The organism is Caulobacter soli, from assembly GCF_011045195.1.
Classification (GTDB): domain Bacteria; phylum Pseudomonadota; class Alphaproteobacteria; order Caulobacterales; family Caulobacteraceae; genus Caulobacter; species Caulobacter soli.
Window position 1 is genome coordinate 4,127,775 of sequence record NZ_CP049199.1, and the last position, 17,599, is coordinate 4,145,373.

20 protein-coding genes are annotated in these 17,599 nt (G+C 71.6%); 2 read left to right on the plus strand and 18 right to left on the minus strand.

Annotated features, from left to right (window positions below; translation table 11 throughout):
• Nucleotides 1–73: 73 nt before the first annotated feature.
• From G3M62_RS19280 to G3M62_RS19330, 11 genes are all read right to left on the minus strand, one after another.
• Entirely contained in the window at nt 74–754 is a 681-nt protein-coding gene (locus G3M62_RS19280; protein ID WP_165189953.1) for a response regulator transcription factor, read from the minus strand.
• Between the two features lie 34 nt (nt 755–788).
• Nucleotides 789–1,106, minus strand: coding sequence for a PepSY domain-containing protein (locus G3M62_RS19285; protein WP_165189955.1), 318 nt, complete (start codon nt 1,104–1,106; stop codon nt 789–791).
• A gap of 120 nt (nt 1,107–1,226) precedes the next feature.
• A complete protein-coding gene (locus tag G3M62_RS19290; protein ID WP_165189957.1) occupies nt 1,227–3,884 on the minus strand; it encodes a transferrin-binding protein-like solute binding protein in 2,658 nt (885 codons plus the stop codon).
• Between the two features lie 27 nt (nt 3,885–3,911).
• Nucleotides 3,912–5,228 (minus strand): surface lipoprotein assembly modifier, encoded by a 1,317-nt coding sequence (locus tag G3M62_RS19295; protein WP_281360099.1) that lies wholly within the window; start codon nt 5,226–5,228, stop codon nt 3,912–3,914.
• An 83-nt stretch (nt 5,229–5,311) separates the two neighbouring features.
• Nucleotides 5,312–5,644, minus strand: coding sequence for an endoribonuclease MazF (gene mazF, locus G3M62_RS19300; RefSeq protein ID WP_165189961.1), 333 nt, complete (start codon nt 5,642–5,644; stop codon nt 5,312–5,314).
• On the minus strand, nt 5,644–5,886 hold the full coding sequence (locus G3M62_RS19305) for an AbrB/MazE/SpoVT family DNA-binding domain-containing protein (RefSeq protein WP_165189963.1): 243 nt from the start codon (nt 5,884–5,886) through the stop codon (nt 5,644–5,646). The genes mazF and G3M62_RS19305 overlap by 1 nt, the downstream gene beginning before the upstream one ends.
• A 71-nt stretch (nt 5,887–5,957) precedes the next feature.
• The gene (locus tag G3M62_RS19310) at nt 5,958–6,893 is read right to left on the minus strand and encodes a DnaJ C-terminal domain-containing protein (RefSeq protein WP_165189965.1); all 936 of its coding nucleotides are present in this window, start codon (nt 6,891–6,893) and stop codon (nt 5,958–5,960) included.
• Nucleotides 6,894–6,979: 86 nt separating this feature from the next.
• On the minus strand, nt 6,980–10,798 hold the full coding sequence (locus G3M62_RS19315; RefSeq protein ID WP_165189967.1) for a baseplate multidomain protein megatron: 3,819 nt from the start codon (nt 10,796–10,798) through the stop codon (nt 6,980–6,982).
• Between the two features lie 12 nt (nt 10,799–10,810).
• Complete coding sequence (locus G3M62_RS19320) at nt 10,811–11,254, minus strand: NlpC/P60 family protein (protein ID WP_165189969.1); 444 nt, start codon at nt 11,252–11,254, stop codon at nt 10,811–10,813.
• 124 nt (nt 11,255–11,378) lie between these two features.
• A complete protein-coding gene (locus G3M62_RS19325; protein ID WP_165189971.1) occupies nt 11,379–12,029 on the minus strand; it encodes a baseplate hub domain-containing protein in 651 nt (216 codons plus the stop codon).
• Nucleotides 12,029–12,661 carry a DUF2460 domain-containing protein gene (locus G3M62_RS19330; RefSeq protein ID WP_165189973.1) on the minus strand — a complete coding sequence of 211 codons (633 nt, stop codon included), beginning with the start codon at nt 12,659–12,661 and terminating at the stop codon, nt 12,029–12,031. The genes G3M62_RS19325 and G3M62_RS19330 overlap by 1 nt, the downstream gene beginning before the upstream one ends.
• 221 nt (nt 12,662–12,882) lie before the next feature.
• Here G3M62_RS19330 and G3M62_RS19335 point away from each other — a divergent pair, with 221 nt between their 5' ends.
• Together G3M62_RS19335 and G3M62_RS19340 are read left to right on the plus strand one after the other, a co-directional pair.
• Complete coding sequence (locus tag G3M62_RS19335; RefSeq protein WP_165189975.1) at nt 12,883–13,341, plus strand: DUF805 domain-containing protein; 459 nt, start codon at nt 12,883–12,885, stop codon at nt 13,339–13,341.
• A gap of 64 nt (nt 13,342–13,405) precedes the next feature.
• Nucleotides 13,406–13,699: a GIY-YIG nuclease family protein gene (locus tag G3M62_RS19340; RefSeq protein WP_165189977.1), complete on the plus strand. Its 294-nt coding sequence runs from the start codon at nt 13,406–13,408 to the stop codon at nt 13,697–13,699.
• Between the two features lie 142 nt (nt 13,700–13,841).
• Here the strand turns inward: G3M62_RS19340 and G3M62_RS19345 are convergent, their stop codons facing one another.
• The 7 genes from G3M62_RS19345 to G3M62_RS19375 form a co-directional block, all read right to left on the minus strand.
• Nucleotides 13,842–14,366: a phage tail tape measure protein gene (locus G3M62_RS19345; protein WP_165189979.1), complete on the minus strand. Its 525-nt coding sequence runs from the start codon at nt 14,364–14,366 to the stop codon at nt 13,842–13,844.
• The gene (locus G3M62_RS19350) at nt 14,363–14,548 is read right to left on the minus strand and encodes a phage tail assembly chaperone (protein ID WP_165189981.1); all 186 of its coding nucleotides are present in this window, start codon (nt 14,546–14,548) and stop codon (nt 14,363–14,365) included. The genes G3M62_RS19345 and G3M62_RS19350 overlap by 4 nt, the downstream gene beginning before the upstream one ends.
• Nucleotides 14,545–14,829 carry a GTA-gp10 family protein gene (locus G3M62_RS19355; protein ID WP_165189983.1) on the minus strand — a complete coding sequence of 95 codons (285 nt, stop codon included), beginning with the start codon at nt 14,827–14,829 and terminating at the stop codon, nt 14,545–14,547. The genes G3M62_RS19350 and G3M62_RS19355 overlap by 4 nt, the downstream gene beginning before the upstream one ends.
• Nucleotide 14,830: 1 nt before the next feature.
• Nucleotides 14,831–15,247 (minus strand): phage major tail protein, TP901-1 family, encoded by a 417-nt coding sequence (locus tag G3M62_RS19360; protein WP_165189985.1) that lies wholly within the window; start codon nt 15,245–15,247, stop codon nt 14,831–14,833.
• Between the two features lie 168 nt (nt 15,248–15,415).
• Complete coding sequence (locus tag G3M62_RS19365; RefSeq protein WP_165189987.1) at nt 15,416–15,832, minus strand: DUF3168 domain-containing protein; 417 nt, start codon at nt 15,830–15,832, stop codon at nt 15,416–15,418.
• Complete coding sequence (locus tag G3M62_RS19370; protein ID WP_165189989.1) at nt 15,829–16,098, minus strand: head-tail connector protein; 270 nt, start codon at nt 16,096–16,098, stop codon at nt 15,829–15,831. The genes G3M62_RS19365 and G3M62_RS19370 overlap by 4 nt, the downstream gene beginning before the upstream one ends.
• A gap of 122 nt (nt 16,099–16,220) precedes the next feature.
• Complete coding sequence (locus tag G3M62_RS19375) at nt 16,221–17,447, minus strand: phage major capsid protein (RefSeq protein WP_165189991.1); 1,227 nt, start codon at nt 17,445–17,447, stop codon at nt 16,221–16,223.
• Between the last annotated feature and the right edge of the window lie 152 nt (nt 17,448–17,599).

The following is a 17,599-nucleotide window of genomic DNA, read 5'->3' on the forward strand; positions in this document are numbered from 1 at the left end:
AGACGCTCCGGATGAATCTGGGTCCCGGCCTTCGCCGGGAAAACGGGGTTGATGGATGGACGCCGACGCAAGGTCAGCCTTCCGTCGCCTCGCCTTCCAGCGGCGTCAGGCGATAGCCCAGGCCGCGCACGGTCTCGATGCGGTCGCTGCCCAGCTTCTTGCGCAGGCGGCCGATGAACACCTCGATGGTGTTGCTGTCGCGGTCGAAGTCCTGGTCGTACAGATGCTCGACCAGCTCGGTGCGGCCGATCACCCGGCCCTGGTGCATCATCATGTAGTGCAGCAGGCGGTATTCCAGCGAGGTCAGGCGCAGGGGCTCGCCGTTGACGCTGGCCCGGGCCGCGCGCGGGTCCAGGCGCAGGCCGCCGCACGACAGGGTCGGCGAGGCGTGACCGGACGAGCGGCGCAGCAGGGCCCGCAGGCGGGCCAGCAGTTCCTCGGTGTGGAACGGCTTGGTCAGGTAGTCGTCGGCGCCGGCGTCGAAGCCCGCCACCTTCTCGTTCCACGAGCCGCGCGCGGTCAGGATCAGCACCGGGGTGGCGACGCTGCCGCGCCGCCAGCGCTCCAGCACCGACACGCCGTCCACCTTGGGCAGGCCCAGGTCCAGCACGACGGCGTCATAGGGCTCGGTCTCGCCCAGGAACTGGGCCTCTTCGCCGTCGGCGGCGTGGTCGACGGCGTAGCCGGCGTCGCCCAGGGCCAGCTTCAGCTGGCGCGACAGGTCCGGATCGTCTTCGACAAGCAGGATACGCATGGGGGAGCCTCTGTCTCGTGACGCTGTGAGGGGCTTAGTTGGCGCTGAGGATCTGGCCGGTCCGGGCGTCGACGATGAAGTCGATGCGGCGGCCGTCGGTCGTGGCCCAACGTACGCGATAGTTGTCGCCTTCCAGGCCGGCGTCGAGGACGCGGCCCGGCGTGCGGCGGCCGATCTGCTCGATCACCCGGCTCAGCGGCACCAGCTGGCCCGACTGCACGCCCCCACGCGCCTGGTCCTGCCGGGCGCGCCAGTCGGCGCCCAGCGAGTCCGGGCCGCGCTGCGCGGACGCCACGCCCGGGAGGGCGGCGGCGGCCAGGGCGGCGGCGAAGAGGAAATGGATCGGCTTCATGGGCTCCGGTTTAGAGCGTCGCGGCTGAATAGAGGCTGAACACGGCCGTTATGGACGGGTAGCGACGTTCTGTCACGGCCCACGCCGCCGTCCGCGCACGGACGACGGCGTCGGCGCCGCTTATTTCTTCACGACCAAGCCGCCGTGGTACGACGCCCCGGCCGGCGCCTGGGTCGACATGAAGGTCGCCGCCGCCTCCGCCGCCCCGGGTCCGGCGAACAGCCCCTTGATATCGCCGGCCAGCGTCTTGTCGCTGTTGGCGAAGTCGCCGTTGAACTGCGCGCCGGCGATCGCGCCCTTGAAGGTGAAGCCCAGGTCCGGCGTCCCGCTGCTCGGATACGCGTTCTTGGCCGTACCGGTCAGGGCGCCCGTGGCGAAGTTCACCGACATGGTCGCCTCGCCCTGGCTGGCGGCGACCCCGCCGCCCGCGAAGCGATACTGGCCAAACATCATGCCCTTGTACTCGGCCGCGCCGGTCGTGGGCATGTCGAGGGTTCGCTGGCCGACGGCGACGAAGGTTTGCTGGTCGGAGAGCAGCGGTTCCTCCCAGGAGACCAGGCTGGCGTAGTTCAGGTCCAGACCGGAAACCCGCTCCACCGCGCTGGCGAAGACGGGGGAGTTGGGAACAGCCGTGGCGGTGTTGTAGCCGACCAGTCCCTGAACGCTCCACTGGTCGCCGATGGCCTCGGCGTTTTGTCCGCCTCCGGCCTGGTTGAAGGTCACGTTGACGGGCCGCGCACCGCTCGCCTGAAGACGGCCGGTATCGTCGTAGTCGCTGGGTCCGTTGCGGGTCCAGCTGAAGCGGATGTTGCTGAACGGCGCGGTCGTCATGGCCGCGAGGCTGTCGCCGGGGGTGTCGGTGTACACCTGGCCCGGCACGTAGCCCAGGCTGGGCGTCCAGGCGTTGCGGCCCGCCACGAAGACCCCGGCCATCGAACCCAGCGCGCCGATGTTGACGTCGTAGATACCGCCCATCTCCGACGCCGTCTGGCCGTAGAAGTCGCCGCGCACATGCCCCGTCAGGGTCGTGGGCGTCATGCCTGTGTAGAAGGTCTGGTTGACCACGGCGGCGTCGAAGCCGCGAGCGGCGTTCACCGTGCCGTTAAAGGCCAGTTCGATCACCCCGAGTCCGCTCAAGGCGACCGTGTCGTCGGGCGCGTAGCGCGTGAAGCTGTCCAGGACCCCACGCACCTCGCCCGAGCCGAACAGCACCTCGACGGTGGCCCGCGCCGTGGTGCGGTAGCGCATGCCCGACTGGTTGTCGGCCATCGCGCCGATCGATTCCCCGCGATAGAGCGCGGTCCCGGTGGTGGGCGCCAGGGCGCGCGCGCCGGTCTGCACATAGGCGCGATGCTCGACGCCGGCCGAGATGATCGGATTGACGTATTCCAGGGCCTGCACCAGCGCTGGCTGGATCCAGCGGTTGTCGACGTTGATCCCCAGCCGGTAGCGGTTCAGCGTGATCCCGTTGGACCGGGTCCAGACGTCGGTCTGCAGCCAGCGGAAGTTGGTCCCGGCCAGCGCGCTGTAGGTGCCCGGGCGCGCCATCGTCGTCGTCTTGACGCCCTGGTATTCGGCGGGCGTGAAGGCGAAGTTCATCATCGCCGCGCCGTTGTCGAGATAGAACTCGTAGCTGTCGTCGCCGCCGTCGAAGCCGCCGGGCGTGAAGCTGACCAGCTCGTTGTTGCCGCCCAGCTCGATATTGTTCTGGTTGTAGGTCGCGCTGCTGGTGCTGGCGTCCCACAACAGGTTGGCCACCGAAGGCCGCAAGGTGAGCGCCGCCGCCCCGAACAGGCCGTCCGTGGTCGGCTTGCCGGCCACGAACACGCCGACCATCTTGCCCGCCGAGGTCGTCAGCGCGAAGGAGCCCCCCGCTTCGAGATCGCTCCCGGCGCCGTAGAGCTGGCCATGCACCTCGCCCGTGGCGCCAGGCAGGAACAGCGCCTTGACCGTGGTGGTGTTGAACTTGCCGCCCGAAAGCGCGCCTTCGTAGCTGAAATCGTAGCGCGTGGTTACCGGGGTGAAGTCGAGCACGATGTCCTCGACGCCGCCGCGCACGGTTCCGGCCGCGAAATCGACGTCGAGCCCGGCCCGCCCCCAGAACCGCCGGGAAGTGTCCAGGCTGCCGATCGCCTCGCCTCGGAAGCGGGCGACGCCGGTGGTGGGCGCGCCCGTGGCCAGGTCGCCCAACAGGCCGAAGACGTTGCTGGAACCGCTGCCGTTGAGCGCGCTGTTCGTCCAATAGACCGCCGTCACCCAGTCCGTGACGTCGCCGCTGAGGGCCGGCACGCCCATCGACACCGCGCCTTCCTCCAGGCTGATCAGCGCCAGGGTGCTGCGGTCGGTGCCCCATTGCAGGCTGTCCAGACCGCGAATGTAGTTGCCGCCGGTCGTGGGAAACGAACCGGTGACGAACCGAACCGAGCCCTTATAGGTCGAGGGCGCCAAGGTCTCGTCCACCGTCGCGCCGCCGGCCGAGAACCTCACTCGCACCGTCTCGTTGCCGCTGATCTTCAGCGCCCCATAAGTGGTCGCGTTGGGTGCGTCGGGGTCGCTGATCGCCAGGCTGTTGGCGTCAGCCCCGACGACCGCGCCGCCGGAGCCGCCCACTAGGCCCGCGATCGGCGAGATCAGCAGGGTGGCGAGCGGCGGCGGCGAGGTGACCACGCCGGTGTCCGGACCGCCGCCGCCGCCACCGCCGCCGCCGCCTCCACCGCCGCACGCGGTCAGGGCGCTGGCCGCCGTGCTCATCAGCAGGATCTTGACGATGGTCTTCATGAATTCCCCCAGCCGGACAGCTCTTCTTCAGAACGTCCGCGTCGCCCCGAATTCGACCTTAAGTCGAGTGTAGTCATTGATGTCAAGGTTGCTGAAGTTGCGGCTCTTCTCCGCCCCGACATAGGGGCTGAAGCCGCGCCAGCGCCAATCGCGCTTGAACAGTCGGGCGGCCAGGGCCAGCTCGACATCGCGGCGCGCCTTGTCGCTGAAGGCGCCCGGCGCGTCGTAGTCGCGGCGCTCGACCGAAGGCTCGACCCAGACGGCCAGGCCCGCCGGCAAGGTCTGGTAGAGGCCGGCCGAGGCCCGACCCAGCCAGAAGGACTCAGTGTCCGCCGCCGCATCGGCCCGATTGGCCGCCAGGGTCAGCCGCCAGAACCGCGTGGCGCTGAGGAAACGGGTGCGGTCCCATTCGGCGCTGTAGATCCAGGCGTCGCGGGCGTCGCCGACGTCGTAGTCCAGGCGCTGGGCGGCGAACGTGGCGTGGCGCTGGGACTGGCCCCAGCCCCATTGCAGGTCGGTCTGCACCCCGGCCGTCCTGGACAGCCCCTCGCCGCCGAACCAGCGCCGGTCGGCCATGACCTGGGCGTCGACCCGCACCGCGCCCAGCCAGAACTGCGGCCCCGCGCGGAAGCCCAGCGCCCCGTCGTCGAAGCTCTTGCCTTCGTTGTCGGTGAACCGGCCCCAGCCGCCGAGCGCCAGGCGGGTCGAGCCCCGCAGCGGCACGGTGCGCTCGGCCGACGCCGCGGTGCTGAGGCTGACGCCCGATGTGCGGCGCGCCTCGTCCGACAGTTCGAACGGCAGGCCGAAGATCCGCAGCTCGCGCGCGTCGGTGGCGGCGTTGACGTTGCTGTCGGGCGCGACGGCGACGTTGAAGCTGTAGCGCCAGCGGCGGCGCTCGGCGATGGTCTTCAGCCGCGCCTCGACGCGCTCGCGCACCGCCGGCGGGGGCGTCGAGGCCAGGGCCAGTCGATAGTTGTGCTCGGCGGCCCGGTCGTCGCCGGCCTCCAGGAAGGTGTCGGCCAGCTCCAGGCGCACGCGCAGCAGATTGCCGTCGCCGTCGAGCATGCGCTGGTAGAAGTCGACCGCCTTGTCGGGCTGGCCCAGCCGTCGCGCCAGGAAGGCCCGCACGAACTGAACGTCGGGGGCGCCCAGCGCCGCCGGCGGCAGCCGCTCCAGCGCCGCCTGGGCCTTGCGCCACTCGCCGCGCGACATCAGCCAGCCGACCTCGGTCCCGACCGCCTCCAGCGACACGGGCGAAGACGAGGGGGACGAGGATGGGGGAGACGCCGCCTCGACCGCCGGAACAGCGGCCTGCGCGACGCCGGCCAAACTCACGAAAGCCACGAAAATCAAGAAAACGCCCACCCCAGGACGCAATCTCTAGCGTAGCGATGCGACCGTCACAACCGTGGAAGTTGCCCTAAGCCTCACAGCGCCAACAACGCCTTTAGCTTGGCCCGGACCTCGGCCAGAACCGGCGCGGGCGCCGCGTCCTTCTTTCGGGCCCGGCGTGCGACCCAATCCAGACTCTTGACCTGATCGGCCAGGACCACGCTCGGCTCCTCGCCGGGGACGACCACTTCGAAGGGATAGCCTTTGATCCGGCTGCTCATCGGGCAACAGACCATCATGCCGCGTTTGCCGTTGTAGGCGGCGGGCGACAACACCAGAGCGGGACGATGACCGGCTTGCTCGTGCCCCGCCTGCGGATCGAATTCCAGCCAGACGATGTCGCCGGCCTCGGGCACGTAGCCTGTCATCACCAGGCTTCTTGACCGACAGCGGGACCAAAGCCCTCATCGTCCGGAAAGCTCTCTGGCCTCATGTCGGCCAGCAATTCGTCCAGAGTGTAGGTGGGCGCGCGTATGGGTTCGATCACGATGCGCCCGTTCTCCTCGCGCACCTCAACCGCCTGATCGACGCTCAGCGAGGCGGCGGCCATCACGGTGGCGGGAATGCGCACCGAGGCGCTGTTGCCCCACTTCTTGATCAGCACCTGCACGGACGCACCTCCAGCTCTGCGAACTGAAGCATCCTCTTCACGCCCGAACGTGTCAACAAATGTTGATACGCCTACCGCCGCTTGGGCGCGTACGGCCGCTTCTCGCGCCAGGTCTCCGCGAACTTTTCCAGTTCCGCGTCGGGCGTATCCGGCAGGGTCACCACCAGGCGGGCGAAGAGGTCGCCGCGGTGGCCCTTGGCGTCGGCGAGGCCGCGGCCCTTGAGGCGCAGCTTGGCGCCGCTGTTGGAACCCTTGGGGATCGACAGGGTCACCGGGCCGTCGGGCGTGGGGGCCTCGACCTTGCCGCCCAGCACCGCGTCGGGGACGGTGATCGGCAGGTCCATGACCAGGGCGCCGTTCTCGGGCCGATAGATCGGGTGCGGCTTGATGGCCAGCTCGATCAGGGCGTCGCCCTGCCCGCCCCGGCCGGGGCTGCCCTGCCCCTTCAGGCGCAGGGTCTGGCCTTCCTGGGCGCCGGTCGGGATGGTCACGTCGATGGTGCGGCCGTCGGAGAAGGCCACGCGCTTCTTGCCGCCCTTGATCGCCTCTTCCAGGTCGATGTCGAGCCGGGCGCGCACGTCCGCGCCCTTGGGCGAGAAGCCGCCGCCGGCGCCGCCCCCGCCGAAGCCGCCACGATTGCGGCCCAGGATGTCGCCGAACAGGTCGTTGAGGTCGATCTCCGGCCCCTCGCCGCCGCCCATGCCGCCCGCGCGACCGCGACCGCCGAAGCCGGCGCCGAACGGGTTGCCGCCCCCGCCGCCGCCAAAGCCGCGCATGGTTTCACGGCCGTCGGCGTCGATCTCGCCGGCGTCGAACTTCTTGCGCTTGTCGGCGTCGCCCAGGATGTCGAAGGCGGCGCTGACCTGCTTGAACTTCTCTTCCGACTTCTTGTCGCCCTTGTTGGCGTCGGGGTGATGCTGCTTGGCGAGCTTGTGGAACGCCTTGCGGATTTCCGCCGCGCTCGCGGTGCGGGAAACGCCAAGCTCCAGATACGGGTCGCGCGCCAAGGAGGCTCCTCACTTCAATTCACTACAGGCGGAACGCCTCAATTAGGCGGTTCGGCGCGCCACGCAAGCGTTATGTTGCATTAATATCACAGCAAGGTTCGCGATGGAGCGCCCCAGCCGTACAGGGCCGAGCCCTGGGCGACCCTGACAGCCAAGGCCCCGGTTGGTCCAGCCGGGAAATCGGCGGCCCGCTGGGCGGCGGCGTAGGTGAAGGCCGGGACGGTTGTTTCGACCGTCCGGACCACGGTCTCACCGTCCAGGATCTCGACGCGATAGACCTCGCGCTCCTCGCCCAGCGGAACCTCGGCGTCCCAGCCGTCGCCGGCCACGCGGGCGCGGCGGATCCAGGTCACGAGCTTGTCGCCGCCTTGCGTCTTCACCCGCAGGTGAGCCGGAGACCAGGGCCGGGCCGACAAGCCGCGCCAGGTCTCCATCGCCTCGCTCATCGACGGTCCGGAGGCCGGGCCGCCGGCCGGGGCGGCGCGCCAGACCAGCGGCAGGCCGCGCTCGGCGGGCGCCAGGTCGGCGCGAACCAGGGCCTCGTCCAACACCACCACCGCCGCGCCCGCCGGAGTCAGGGCCGTCATGGCCGGATCGCTGCCGGCCTGGCCGCGCAGCAGGCCCGACAGGGTCCAGACGTCTTCGGCGACCGGCTCGGCGGTCAGATATTGCACGATCTCCCACTCGCCGGTCACGCTCCGCACCGCCAGGGCGTTGGCGCCGGCCAGCACGGCCGAGCGGTCGCGGCTGGTCGGAGCCGCGCCCTCCAGCCGCACCGTCAGCCGCGTGGCGCGGTCGAAGCGGTGCAGCGGTCCGGCCGGCAGGTCCGACAGGGTGACGCCGACCGTGGCGGGCACGGCGGCCGTGGCCCGCACGCGCAGGGCCTCGACCCCGACGCCGGCATGAACGTCGAAGCCCCGCCAAGGCGCGGCGGCTACCGCCACCAGCGGCCGCTCGTCCGCCTGGCCCGGCAGGTCCAGCACGTGCAGCACCGGCGGGCCGGAGGTCTCACGCGGCGGGGCGGGCGACCAGTCCAGATCGCCGCCCACCCGCACCGCCTCAACCACCGGCGCCAGCTGGACGCGGGGATGCTCGTCCAGATCGACCCGGGTCACCCGCCAGGTCGAACCGTCGAGCGCCAGGCGGTCGCCGGGCTCCGGGCGCAGGGCGGCCAGGGGCGCGAGGTGGACGGTGACCTCGCGCGGATCGGTGGCGGCCAGCAGGCGCTCGGCCACGGCCCGCGCCTCGGCGGCGGCCAGCACCAGCGGCGCGTCGAGATCGGCGCCGCCCTCCCCCGTTTCACGACGGACGATCGCCGAGCCGGTCTGGTAGTCGCGGGCGGCGTCGATGAAGCGCAGGCGCAGGGTCTGCGGGGGCGCGGCCAGGGTCCGCGCGGCGGCGACGGGCGCGTCGCGATCCTCCGGCCAGGCCAGGTCGTCGTCGCCGAGCGCCAAGGCCGCCACGCCCGAGCGGCTGGCCAGCACCACGCCGGCCTGGCGCTCGACCGGATCCAGGGCGAAGGCCTCCAGCAACGGCGCCAGGGCGTCGCGCAATTGCATCGGCCGGTCGACCACATAGCCGACCACCGCGCCGCCGGCCTCACCCGGATCGATCGCGACGCCCGCCCGCTCGGCCAGGGCCGTGATCAACTCCGGCAGCGGCGCGATCCCGGAGCGACCGTTCAGCCAGTGACCCAACGTCCAGTTGGGCCCATCGGCCCAGACCGCGCTCCGGGCCGGGAAGTCCGGAAACGGCCGCGCATCCCAGCACCAGGCCGAGGCGGCGTCGATCATCGGCCCGCCATAGGCCGGCGAGACCGGATTGGTCGCCGGATCGGCCAGGTGGGCCAGCACCGCCTCCAGCGCCCGGCGCTGGCCGACCTCGTCGCGGGTGGCGTCCGAGAACGGCGGCAGGGCGCTCTCAGCGCTCTTGGCGTCGACGAACAGGTTGGGCGCGTTGGCGCCCTTGTCGACCGCGCCGCAGCCGAACTCGACCAGCCGCAGCGGCTTGGATTTCGGGATCCAGGCGGTCGCGGTCCCCGACCGCACCCCGCCCGGACGGTTGAAATGCGGGCGGCTCCACCACGACAGCAGGTCCTTGGGCCGATACACCCAGGGCTCGCCATAGGCGCCGTCGGTGATCGGCGTGCGCGTCTGCGCCGTCCGCGCCGCGTCGGAGGCGTAGAACCAGTCGAAACCCTCGCCGCCCGTCAGGTTGGCGCGCAGATAGTCGACGTCGTGCGGACCGCCCCGCTCGGCATCGAGGTGGTCGTCGCCGTCGCGCCAGTCGGCCATCGGCGGATAGAAGTCGATCCCGACGAAATCGATATTGGCGTCGCTCCACAACGGATCGAGGTGGAAGTGGACGTCGCCGCTGCCATCCGGCGGCTGGTGGCCGAAATACTCGCTCCAGTCGGCGGCGTAGCCCAGCTGGGTCGCCGGCCCCAGCAGGCTCCGCACCTGGCCGGCCAGGCTCTTCAGCGCCGTCACGGCCGGATAGGACGAGGCCCCGTCGCGCACCGTGGTCAGGCCGCGCAGCTCCGAGCCCAGGATGAAGCCGTCCACCCCGCCCGCCAGCTGGGCCAGCTTGGCGTAGTGCAGCAGCATCCGCCGCAGCCCCCAGTCGCCGGCCGGACCGCCATAGGTCGGCAGGCCGTCGTCGACGCCGAACTGCCCCGCCGTCGCCGCCCCGAAGAAGGCCGAGACCTGGGCGCTCGCCGCGGCGGTCTTGTCCGGCGAGCCGGGACGACCAGCGGCGGGATGGCAGGTGATCCGGCCCCGCCAGGGATAGGCGCCCTGGGCCGCGCCGCCATACGGATCGGGCCGCGTATTGCCCGCCGGCACGTCCATCATCACGAACGGATAGAGCGTGACCCGCAGGCCGCGCCGCTTAAGCTCGGCGATGGCCTGCAGCACCGCCCGGTCGGCCGGGGTGCCGCCATAGGCCAGGCCGTCGCCGTGCATCGAGACCACCGCCGCGTCGGCGCGGTCGATCCCGTTCACCCGCCAGTCGAACGGGATCGTCGCCTTGGCGGCCTGCTCCACCTTGGGCCGGATCGCGCACGACCCGCAGCGCAGGTCGTCGCCGAACCAGGCGACCACCAGGGTCACCTCCTGCACGTTCGGCAACTGCGCCTGCAGCTGGTCGAGCGACACCACCAGGTCGGGGCGGCCCTCGCCGTTGTTCAGGGTCTCGGCCGTGGTCCGGGTCAGGCCGTCGCGGCGCAGGACGATATCGGTGGCGTAGACGAACTCGCCCGCGCCGGGGATCAGGCACACGCCCTTCAGGCGCTCCTCCAGGCCGGGCGCGCCGGCGCGTGGCCGGTGGAACACCTCGAACGACAGCTGCGGCGGACGATTGCCGTACGCCCCCAGCGGCAGGTCCTCGAACACCACATAGGCCGTACCGCGATAGGCCGGCGCCCCTCCTGCATCACTAGGGCCCTCGACCGCCGCGATCAGCGGATCGGGAAGCTGGTCCTCGGCCCCGGTGTGGACGCGCATGACCACCCCGGCCATGTCCAGCGGCTTGCCGTCGGCCCAGACCCGGCCCAGGCCGTCGATCGGCCCTTCGCAGACGGCGACGGCGAACGACAGGCTGTAGGCGGCGCTGGTGGTCTTGGCGCCCTTGCTTCCGCCCGAGCGGGCCTCGATCCAGCGCTCCTTGAACCGCGCCGCCCAGATCACCTGGCCGGCCACGCGGGCCCGGCCGAACACCGCCGCCATCGGCGCGCCCTCGGCGGCGCCCGACAGCCGCAGCTCGGGGATGCGCGGCCCGATCCGGCGCGCCGGGGTCAGGGCGTTGATCGCGGCGGTGTCGATCGCCGCGCCCGCCGCCAGGCCGATCGCGCCGCCGATGGGCCCCGCCACGGCCGTGCCGACGGCGGAGAGAATGACCTGGGCCATGGGGAATGTCCTTCAGGGTTCGGGAAAACGGAAGGCGGCGACCAGCCGCTCGCGCCACCAGCGGCCCAGCCAGCTCTCGACGCAGGCGCGGCCCCAATAGGCGTGGATCATGCGGTCGTCGGCCGAGCGGATGGCGCAGTGCTTGGCCGGGGCGTCCGGAGCCATGCGGAACAGCAGCACGTCGCCGGGACGGGCGGCGGCGGGGTCCAGCGGGATCAGCCGGCGGACCAGCGCCTCATGGAGCAGCTCGCGGCCGCCCAGCTCGGCCCAATCGGGGCGGTAGGGCGGCGGGGTCTCGGGCTCGGCGCCATGCAGCGCCCGCCAGACGCCGCGCACCAGGCCCAGGCAATCGCAGCCGACGCCGCGCAGGGCGGCCTGGTGCTGGTAGGGCGTGCCGAGCCAGAGGCGGGCTTCGGTCAGGGCGCGATCACTGACGGAGTCAGGCGCGGCGAACACTTGCCCCCTACGGATCGCTTCGCGATCGTCTTCCCCCGCAGGGGGAAGAGGCGCTTGCGCGAGCCTCCGCCCCCTGCGGGGGCGGACAGACCGCGAAGCGGTCAGGTGGGGGCAAGTGGGTGAGCTACCGCCGCCCGCCGTCATTGCGCTCCCCCTCGCTGGGATACAGCGTCAGGAAGTCCTCCCCAGGCGCCGCCGGAAAGCCCCGGAAGTTCAGCCCGTTGCCGAACACCGCCCGGCACGTGACCCAGCGCTTGTCGCAAGCCGCCCCCGGAAACGCCGTCGCATCGACCCCGCAGCGCGCGTCGCCGAACGCCGCGTCGCAGGACCGGCCGAAGGTCCGCCCGGCCACGCGGTCCAGCGCCGCCAGCGGCCCCTCCAGGGCCAGGGTGAAGGCCCCGCCCTCGGCCTTGGCCGAGGCCACCCGCGCGGTCCACAGCCGCATCGACAGGCTCGGCGCCGACCAGTCGACCACCCGGCAGTCCACCCGCGCCCCGTCATAGAGCCCGGCCGCGAGATCCGCCTCCGACAGCGCCGCGTCGTCGAAGCCGCCGACCGCCGTGGCCAGGCCGGGCGCGTAGCCGGTCGCCGTCTCGGCGGCCCCGGCGGTCCAGCCGCTGGCGGCGCGACAAGCCACGCCGTCGACCACCAGGTCGCGGTCGTGGTCGGTGAAGCCCAGCACCACGCCGTCGGCGCGGGTCAGGATCCAGGCCTGGCACAGGCTGGCCGCGCCGCTCTCCAGGCGATCGGTCAGCTCGGATGGAACGGCGCGCATCAGACCCGCACCTCGACCAGGGCCACGGCCCCGACCCGGGCGGCGTTGAAGCTTTCCATCGTCAGATCGATGCGGTCGCCGTCGAAGCGCACGGGCGTGTCGAACTCGAAGCCGGCGGTCACCGCCGCGCCCGCCGCCGGGGCGCTCGTCAGGGTCACCAGGCCCGTCGCCGCATCGACCGCGTAGGCGGCGGCCGCCAGGGCGACGCCGGCCACCGCGACCTTGACCGTGCCGGCCACCGGCTTGGTGATCGGCCGGACCACCGCCGTCGCGCCGGTCCCGTAGGTCTTGGCCAGGGCGAAGGTCTTGCGGGCGCCGTCACCGGTTCCGATCGGCTGGTCCGTGGCGGCCGGCGCCTGAGACGGCGCGCACGACTTGAAGTCGGCCGGGTCGCGGAAGCGAAAGCCGTGCAGCCGCCCGCGCCGCGCCTCGAAGAACGCCACCAGCTCGGCCGCGTCGTCCAGCGGCCGCACAGCCGTGCCGATCAGATAGCGCCGGCACCCTTGGGACCAAGGGCTGGACCGCCGCTCGAAGCCCGAGCCCAGGGTCGTCACCCGGGTCCGCCGCTCGACCCCGCCGGTGCAGCCGAACGCCAGCCGCGCGGGCAGGCGCGTCTCATGGAACGCGGTCATGGAAGACTCCGTCTGAAACCCTCTCCCATGGGGAGAGGGAGGGGCCCGCGCGAAGCGTGGGAGGGTGAGGGGGTGGTGCGTTGGCCGGCGCGCCGGCAGGGCGTTCGCGCGAAGTCGGCGAGGGTGAAGAACCCTGCAGGTTAAACCCGCGTCATGACTTGCAATTCACTTAAACCGCGTGTCCGCCGGTCCTAATCTCGCCTCAAGATTGGGAGCTGGAAATGGACTGGAAATCGCTGTTCTTCTCCGCCGAGGGCCGCATTGGCCGTCAGGCGTTCTGGATCGGTTGGCTGATGCTGCTGGGCGCGCATGTGATCGCCGGCTGGATCCCGCTGATCGGTCAGGTCATCGCGCTGGCCGCGATCTTCGCCTGGGTCTGCCTGTGCACCAAGCGCCTGCACGACATGGGCCGCACCGGCTGGTGGCAGGTCGTGCCGATCGTGCTGGGACCCGTGCTGATCGTCGGCTCGGCGATGTGGATCGGCCTGGGCGCGATCCTGGCCGAGGTCACCAACGGCGACGCCGGCTTCGCCGCCCTGGCGGGCGTCGGCGGCCTGTTCGTCAGCCTGGCCATCGCCTGCGTCTCGGTGCTGGCCTTCACCCTCTGGGTGGGGATCAGCGAAGGCCAGGTCGGCGAGAACCGCTACGGCGAACCGCCGCTGACCCCGGCGATGGTGTAGGATCGAAGGCGGAAACCTTGGTTTTTAAGCTTTCCCCATCGCTTCAACGATGGGGAAATGGCTTATGGCCTTCTACGCCTACATCGTCGCCAGCCAGCGAAACGGGACGCTCTATACAGGGTCCACCGACGATTTGCCGCGTCGGATCGAAGAGCATCGTGGATATTTCCGCGACGGGTTCACGGCTAAGTACGGCTGCACGATCCTTGTCTGGTGCCAAGTATTTGAAACGCGCGACGCCGCGTTTCGCCGCGAGCGGCGGATCAAGGAATGGCGACGATCCTGGAAACTGCAGTTGATCGAGGCCGACAACCCAACCTGGCGAGATCTGTTCGCCAATCTAAACCTCAACGCCTGATTATATATCCGCTCATCCCGGCGAACGCCGGGACCCAGATCCTAAAACTGGGTGGCTGATTGGAAAAGCTCAACGCTCATGGCGTCAACCACACCGCCATTCCATCTGGGTCCCGGCGTTCGCCGGGATGAGCGGTTTGTTTCTATAACCGCCGCGCGCCCAGGCTCACCGCCCGCGCCAAGGCCTGGGCCAGCTGAGCGTCCGAGCGGGCCAGGCTCGCCGTGTCGCCGCCCTGGACATTGATCGTGACGTTCATCCCGCCGCCGCCCGCCGGCTCGATCGCGCCGGCGGCGGCGGGACGGAACAGCTCGGGGCCGCGCTCGCCGACCAGGTAGGCGCCGCCGGCCGCGACCGGGCCGCCATCGGCCCTCGCGCCGGAAAACGCCGAACCCACCGCCCCGGCCAGGGCCTTGGCCAAGCCGCCGCCTCCGCCCGCGCCGCTCGACACCGCGTCCAGCACCGCCCTGGCCAACTCGCCCAGGCTGATCTTGCCGTCGGCGACCGCGTGGGTCAGCGAGCGGGCCAGGCTGGCGCCAGCCTTGGCGAAGGCGTCGTCGATGGCGCGGGCCGCCTGCTCGGCCGGAGCGCGTAGCGCGGTCAGGGCGGCGGCCGCCTCGGCGGCGCGGGCGGGGACGGCGTCCAGGCCGTCCGGATCGAAGTCGCTCATGGGGTCTCCTCATCGGGGAAGCGGGCGATCAGGGCGTCCAGCGCCGCGCGGTTCAGCGCCGGCGCGGCCGGGGCCTCGGTCAGGGCGCGCCACTCGGCCAGGGACAGCCGCCAGAACGTCTCGGGCGGGATGGCCAGGGTCAGCGTCGCCAGCCGCAGGGCCGCGCGCCAGCGGGCGTTCACGCGCACGCCGCCAGAGCCGCCACCACGGCCGCGACGGCTTCGGGGATCGACACCGCGTCCAGCCCCGCCGGATCCTCGCCGCCGCCGTCCAGCAGGGCGGCCAGGACGCTCAGCAGTTCGGCGGCCGACAGCCGACCGAAACGCTCCGGCAGGGCGCTCCAGTCGTCCAGGCCCAGCGCGGCCTCGATCCGGGCCAGGGCGCCGAGGGTCAGGCACAGGCGGCGCGGGGTTCCGGCGAGGGGGACGACGACCTCGCCCCGGGCGGGGTTGGGATTGAGCATGCTAGATCGCCGTGAACGTCACCGCCCCGGCCGAGGCCAGGGACAGGGCGAACGAGGCCTCGCCGTCGTAGTCGCCGGCATATTCCAGGGCCGCCACCAGGAACGGCCCCTCCAGCTGGACGAAGTCGGGGATCACCAGGCGCCACACCCGGGCGGTCTGGGCGAAGAAGCTGTCGCGCACCGCGGCGTCCGAAGCCGCGTCGCGGAATACGCCGCTGCCCGAGACGGCGACCGAGCGCACGCCCGATCCGGCCAGCAGCTCGCGCCAGCGGCCGGCGCTGTCGCCGTCGGTGGCGTCGATGGTCTGGGCGTTGAGGCTGATCGTGCGGGCCCGCAGGCCGGCCACGGTGGTGAAGACCGGCGTGGCGGCGCCGTCGCTGATCTTCAGGAGGATGTCTTTGCCGGCTTGGGCGGCCATGGGGGATCTCCGGTTTATGGAATTGCGGCGATCACTTGCCCCCTCCGGGCCTACGGCCCTCCTCCCCCGAAGGGGGAAGAGCCTTTCGGCTCGAAGGCTCCGCCCCCTATCGGGGCGGACAGACGGCGAAGCCGTCAGGTGGGGGCAAGGGGGTGAGTTTGCTGTCGTTCAGACGCTCTCGGTCACCGCCCGCACCCGCAGCACGCCCAGCGACAGCTCGCGGTCGGCGGCGCGGAAGACGTCGGCGTAGGTGACGCGCAGGGTGACCAGGCGGCGGCCGCTAACGGCCAGCGCGGCGTTGTGGAGGGCCGCGCGGACGGCGGCGGTGACGGCGCGCGCCTCCTCCGGCCCGCCGAACTTGCTGGCGCAGGTGACGGTCAGCAGGTGCTCCAGACCGTCGGCCTCGGGCCCGAACGGCCGGCTCTCCTGGCGGCCCAGGCTGACGCACGGATAGACCGGATGGCGCGGGGCGTCGGCGTGGACGCGGGCGGCGACCAGGGCCGAGACGGCGGGCGCGGCCTTCAGAGCCTCGACCAGGGCGGCGGCGACGGCCGCGTCCGGACCCAAATTGCCGGGGCCGCTCACAGCCGGGCCTCGCGATAGGGCGCCAGCCAGGCGTCGACGAGACCCGGCGGCGGCTCGGACCCGTCGCGGTGCTCGTAGGCGTGGGCGACCAGGACCAGCACGGCCAGGCGCAGCGGCGCGGGGCTGGCGGGCGTCAGGACGAGTCCCGTGGCGGCGGCGACGCGCGCCTCGGCGGCGTCGATCAGCAGAGTCACCAGGGCGTCCTCGCTGGCGTCGACCACGCGCAGGAAACCCTTGGCCTCGGCCAGGGTGGTGGAGAGGGGCATGTTGGGGGTTCCTGGAAGGAAGGGACTCCCCCCTCCGGTCCTTCGGACCACCTCCCCCACGGGGGGAGGTGTCGGCGCAGCCGACGGAGGGGGGAGTGTTTGGGGGCGTCAGAAGGCCGCGCTTACGACACCGCGAACTTCAGCAGCTTGATCGCGTCGAAGTTCTGCACCCCGCCGCCGACACGCTTGGTGGTGTAGAACAGCACGTGCGGCTTGGCCGAGTACGGGTCGCGCAGCACCCGCACGCCGGCGCGGTCGACGATCAGGTAGCCCTTTTCGAAGTCGCCGAACGCGATGGCCATGGCGTTGGCCGCGACGTCGGGCATGGCCTCGATCTCGGTCACCGGATAGCCCAGCAGCGACGCCGACTGACCCGGCTGCAGGGCCGCGTTCCAGATGTAGTTGCCTTGGGCGTCCTTGAACTTGCGCACCGCGCTGACCGTGCGGCGGTTCAGCACGAAGCGGCCGTTCTGGCGGTACTGGGTCTTGGTGGCGTAGATCAGGTCGATCAGCTTGTCGGTCGGGTTGCTGGCCGGCCAGGCGCCGGCGACGCCGGTGGCCAGATAGCCGACCTGGCCCCAGGTCGCCGCAGCGTCGGCGGCCGCCGTATAGGCCAGCAGGCCCTTGGGCTTGTTGACCCCGTCGCCGGCGATGAAGGCCGAGGTCTCCTGGGCGGCGAAGGCGTCCTGCACTTCTTCCGCCAGCCACTCGTCGATATTGACATAGGCGTCGTCGAGCAGGGCCTGGGTGGCGGCCGGGCTGGCGTAGAGCTCGCCGGCCGGGAAGTCGATCACGTCCAGGGTCGGGGCCGTGGTCTCCGGACGCGTCGCGGTCTCGGCCACCCAGCTGGCGGCCAGGCCGGCGGTGGAGACCGGCTTGCGGAACGTGCCCGAGCCGATGGTGCGCACCTGGCAGATGTCGCGCATGGGCGAGGACGCCTGCAGGCGGCGCAGGATCTGACGCTCCAACTCGGCCGGGGCGACATAGCCGCCGGCCGTGGCCACGCCTTCCGACAGGCCCTTGGCTTCCAGCAGCAGAGCCGGGGTTTCGCCGGTCTTGATGTAGCGGTCGAAGGCGGCCTTGCGCTCGTCGGGCACGGCCAGCCGCCCTTCGCCGCCGATCGCGGGCCTGCGCGCGTCGGCCAGCACGCGGTCCAGCCGCGCCTGGGCGTGGGAGACGGCGTCGTCGATGCGCGCGACCTTCTCCTCGAGCAGCACGTCGGCGCGCTTGGTCTCCAGCGCCTGGAGGCGCTGGTCGTTGGCGGCCTTGAAGCCCTCGAACGCCGCCAGCACCTCGTGCAGCGCCGCGCGGGCCTCGGGCGAGGCCGCGGCCTGTTTGGTTTCCTTCATGGGGATCTCCGGTTTTGGGAAGAGGCAAGACAAAGGTCCTCCCCCTGTGGGGGAGGCGATCGCGCAGCGATCGGTGGGGGGAGACGTCGGACGGCGGATCACTCCCCCCTCCGGCCCTCCGGGCCGCCTCCCCCACAGGGGGAGGGACTTTT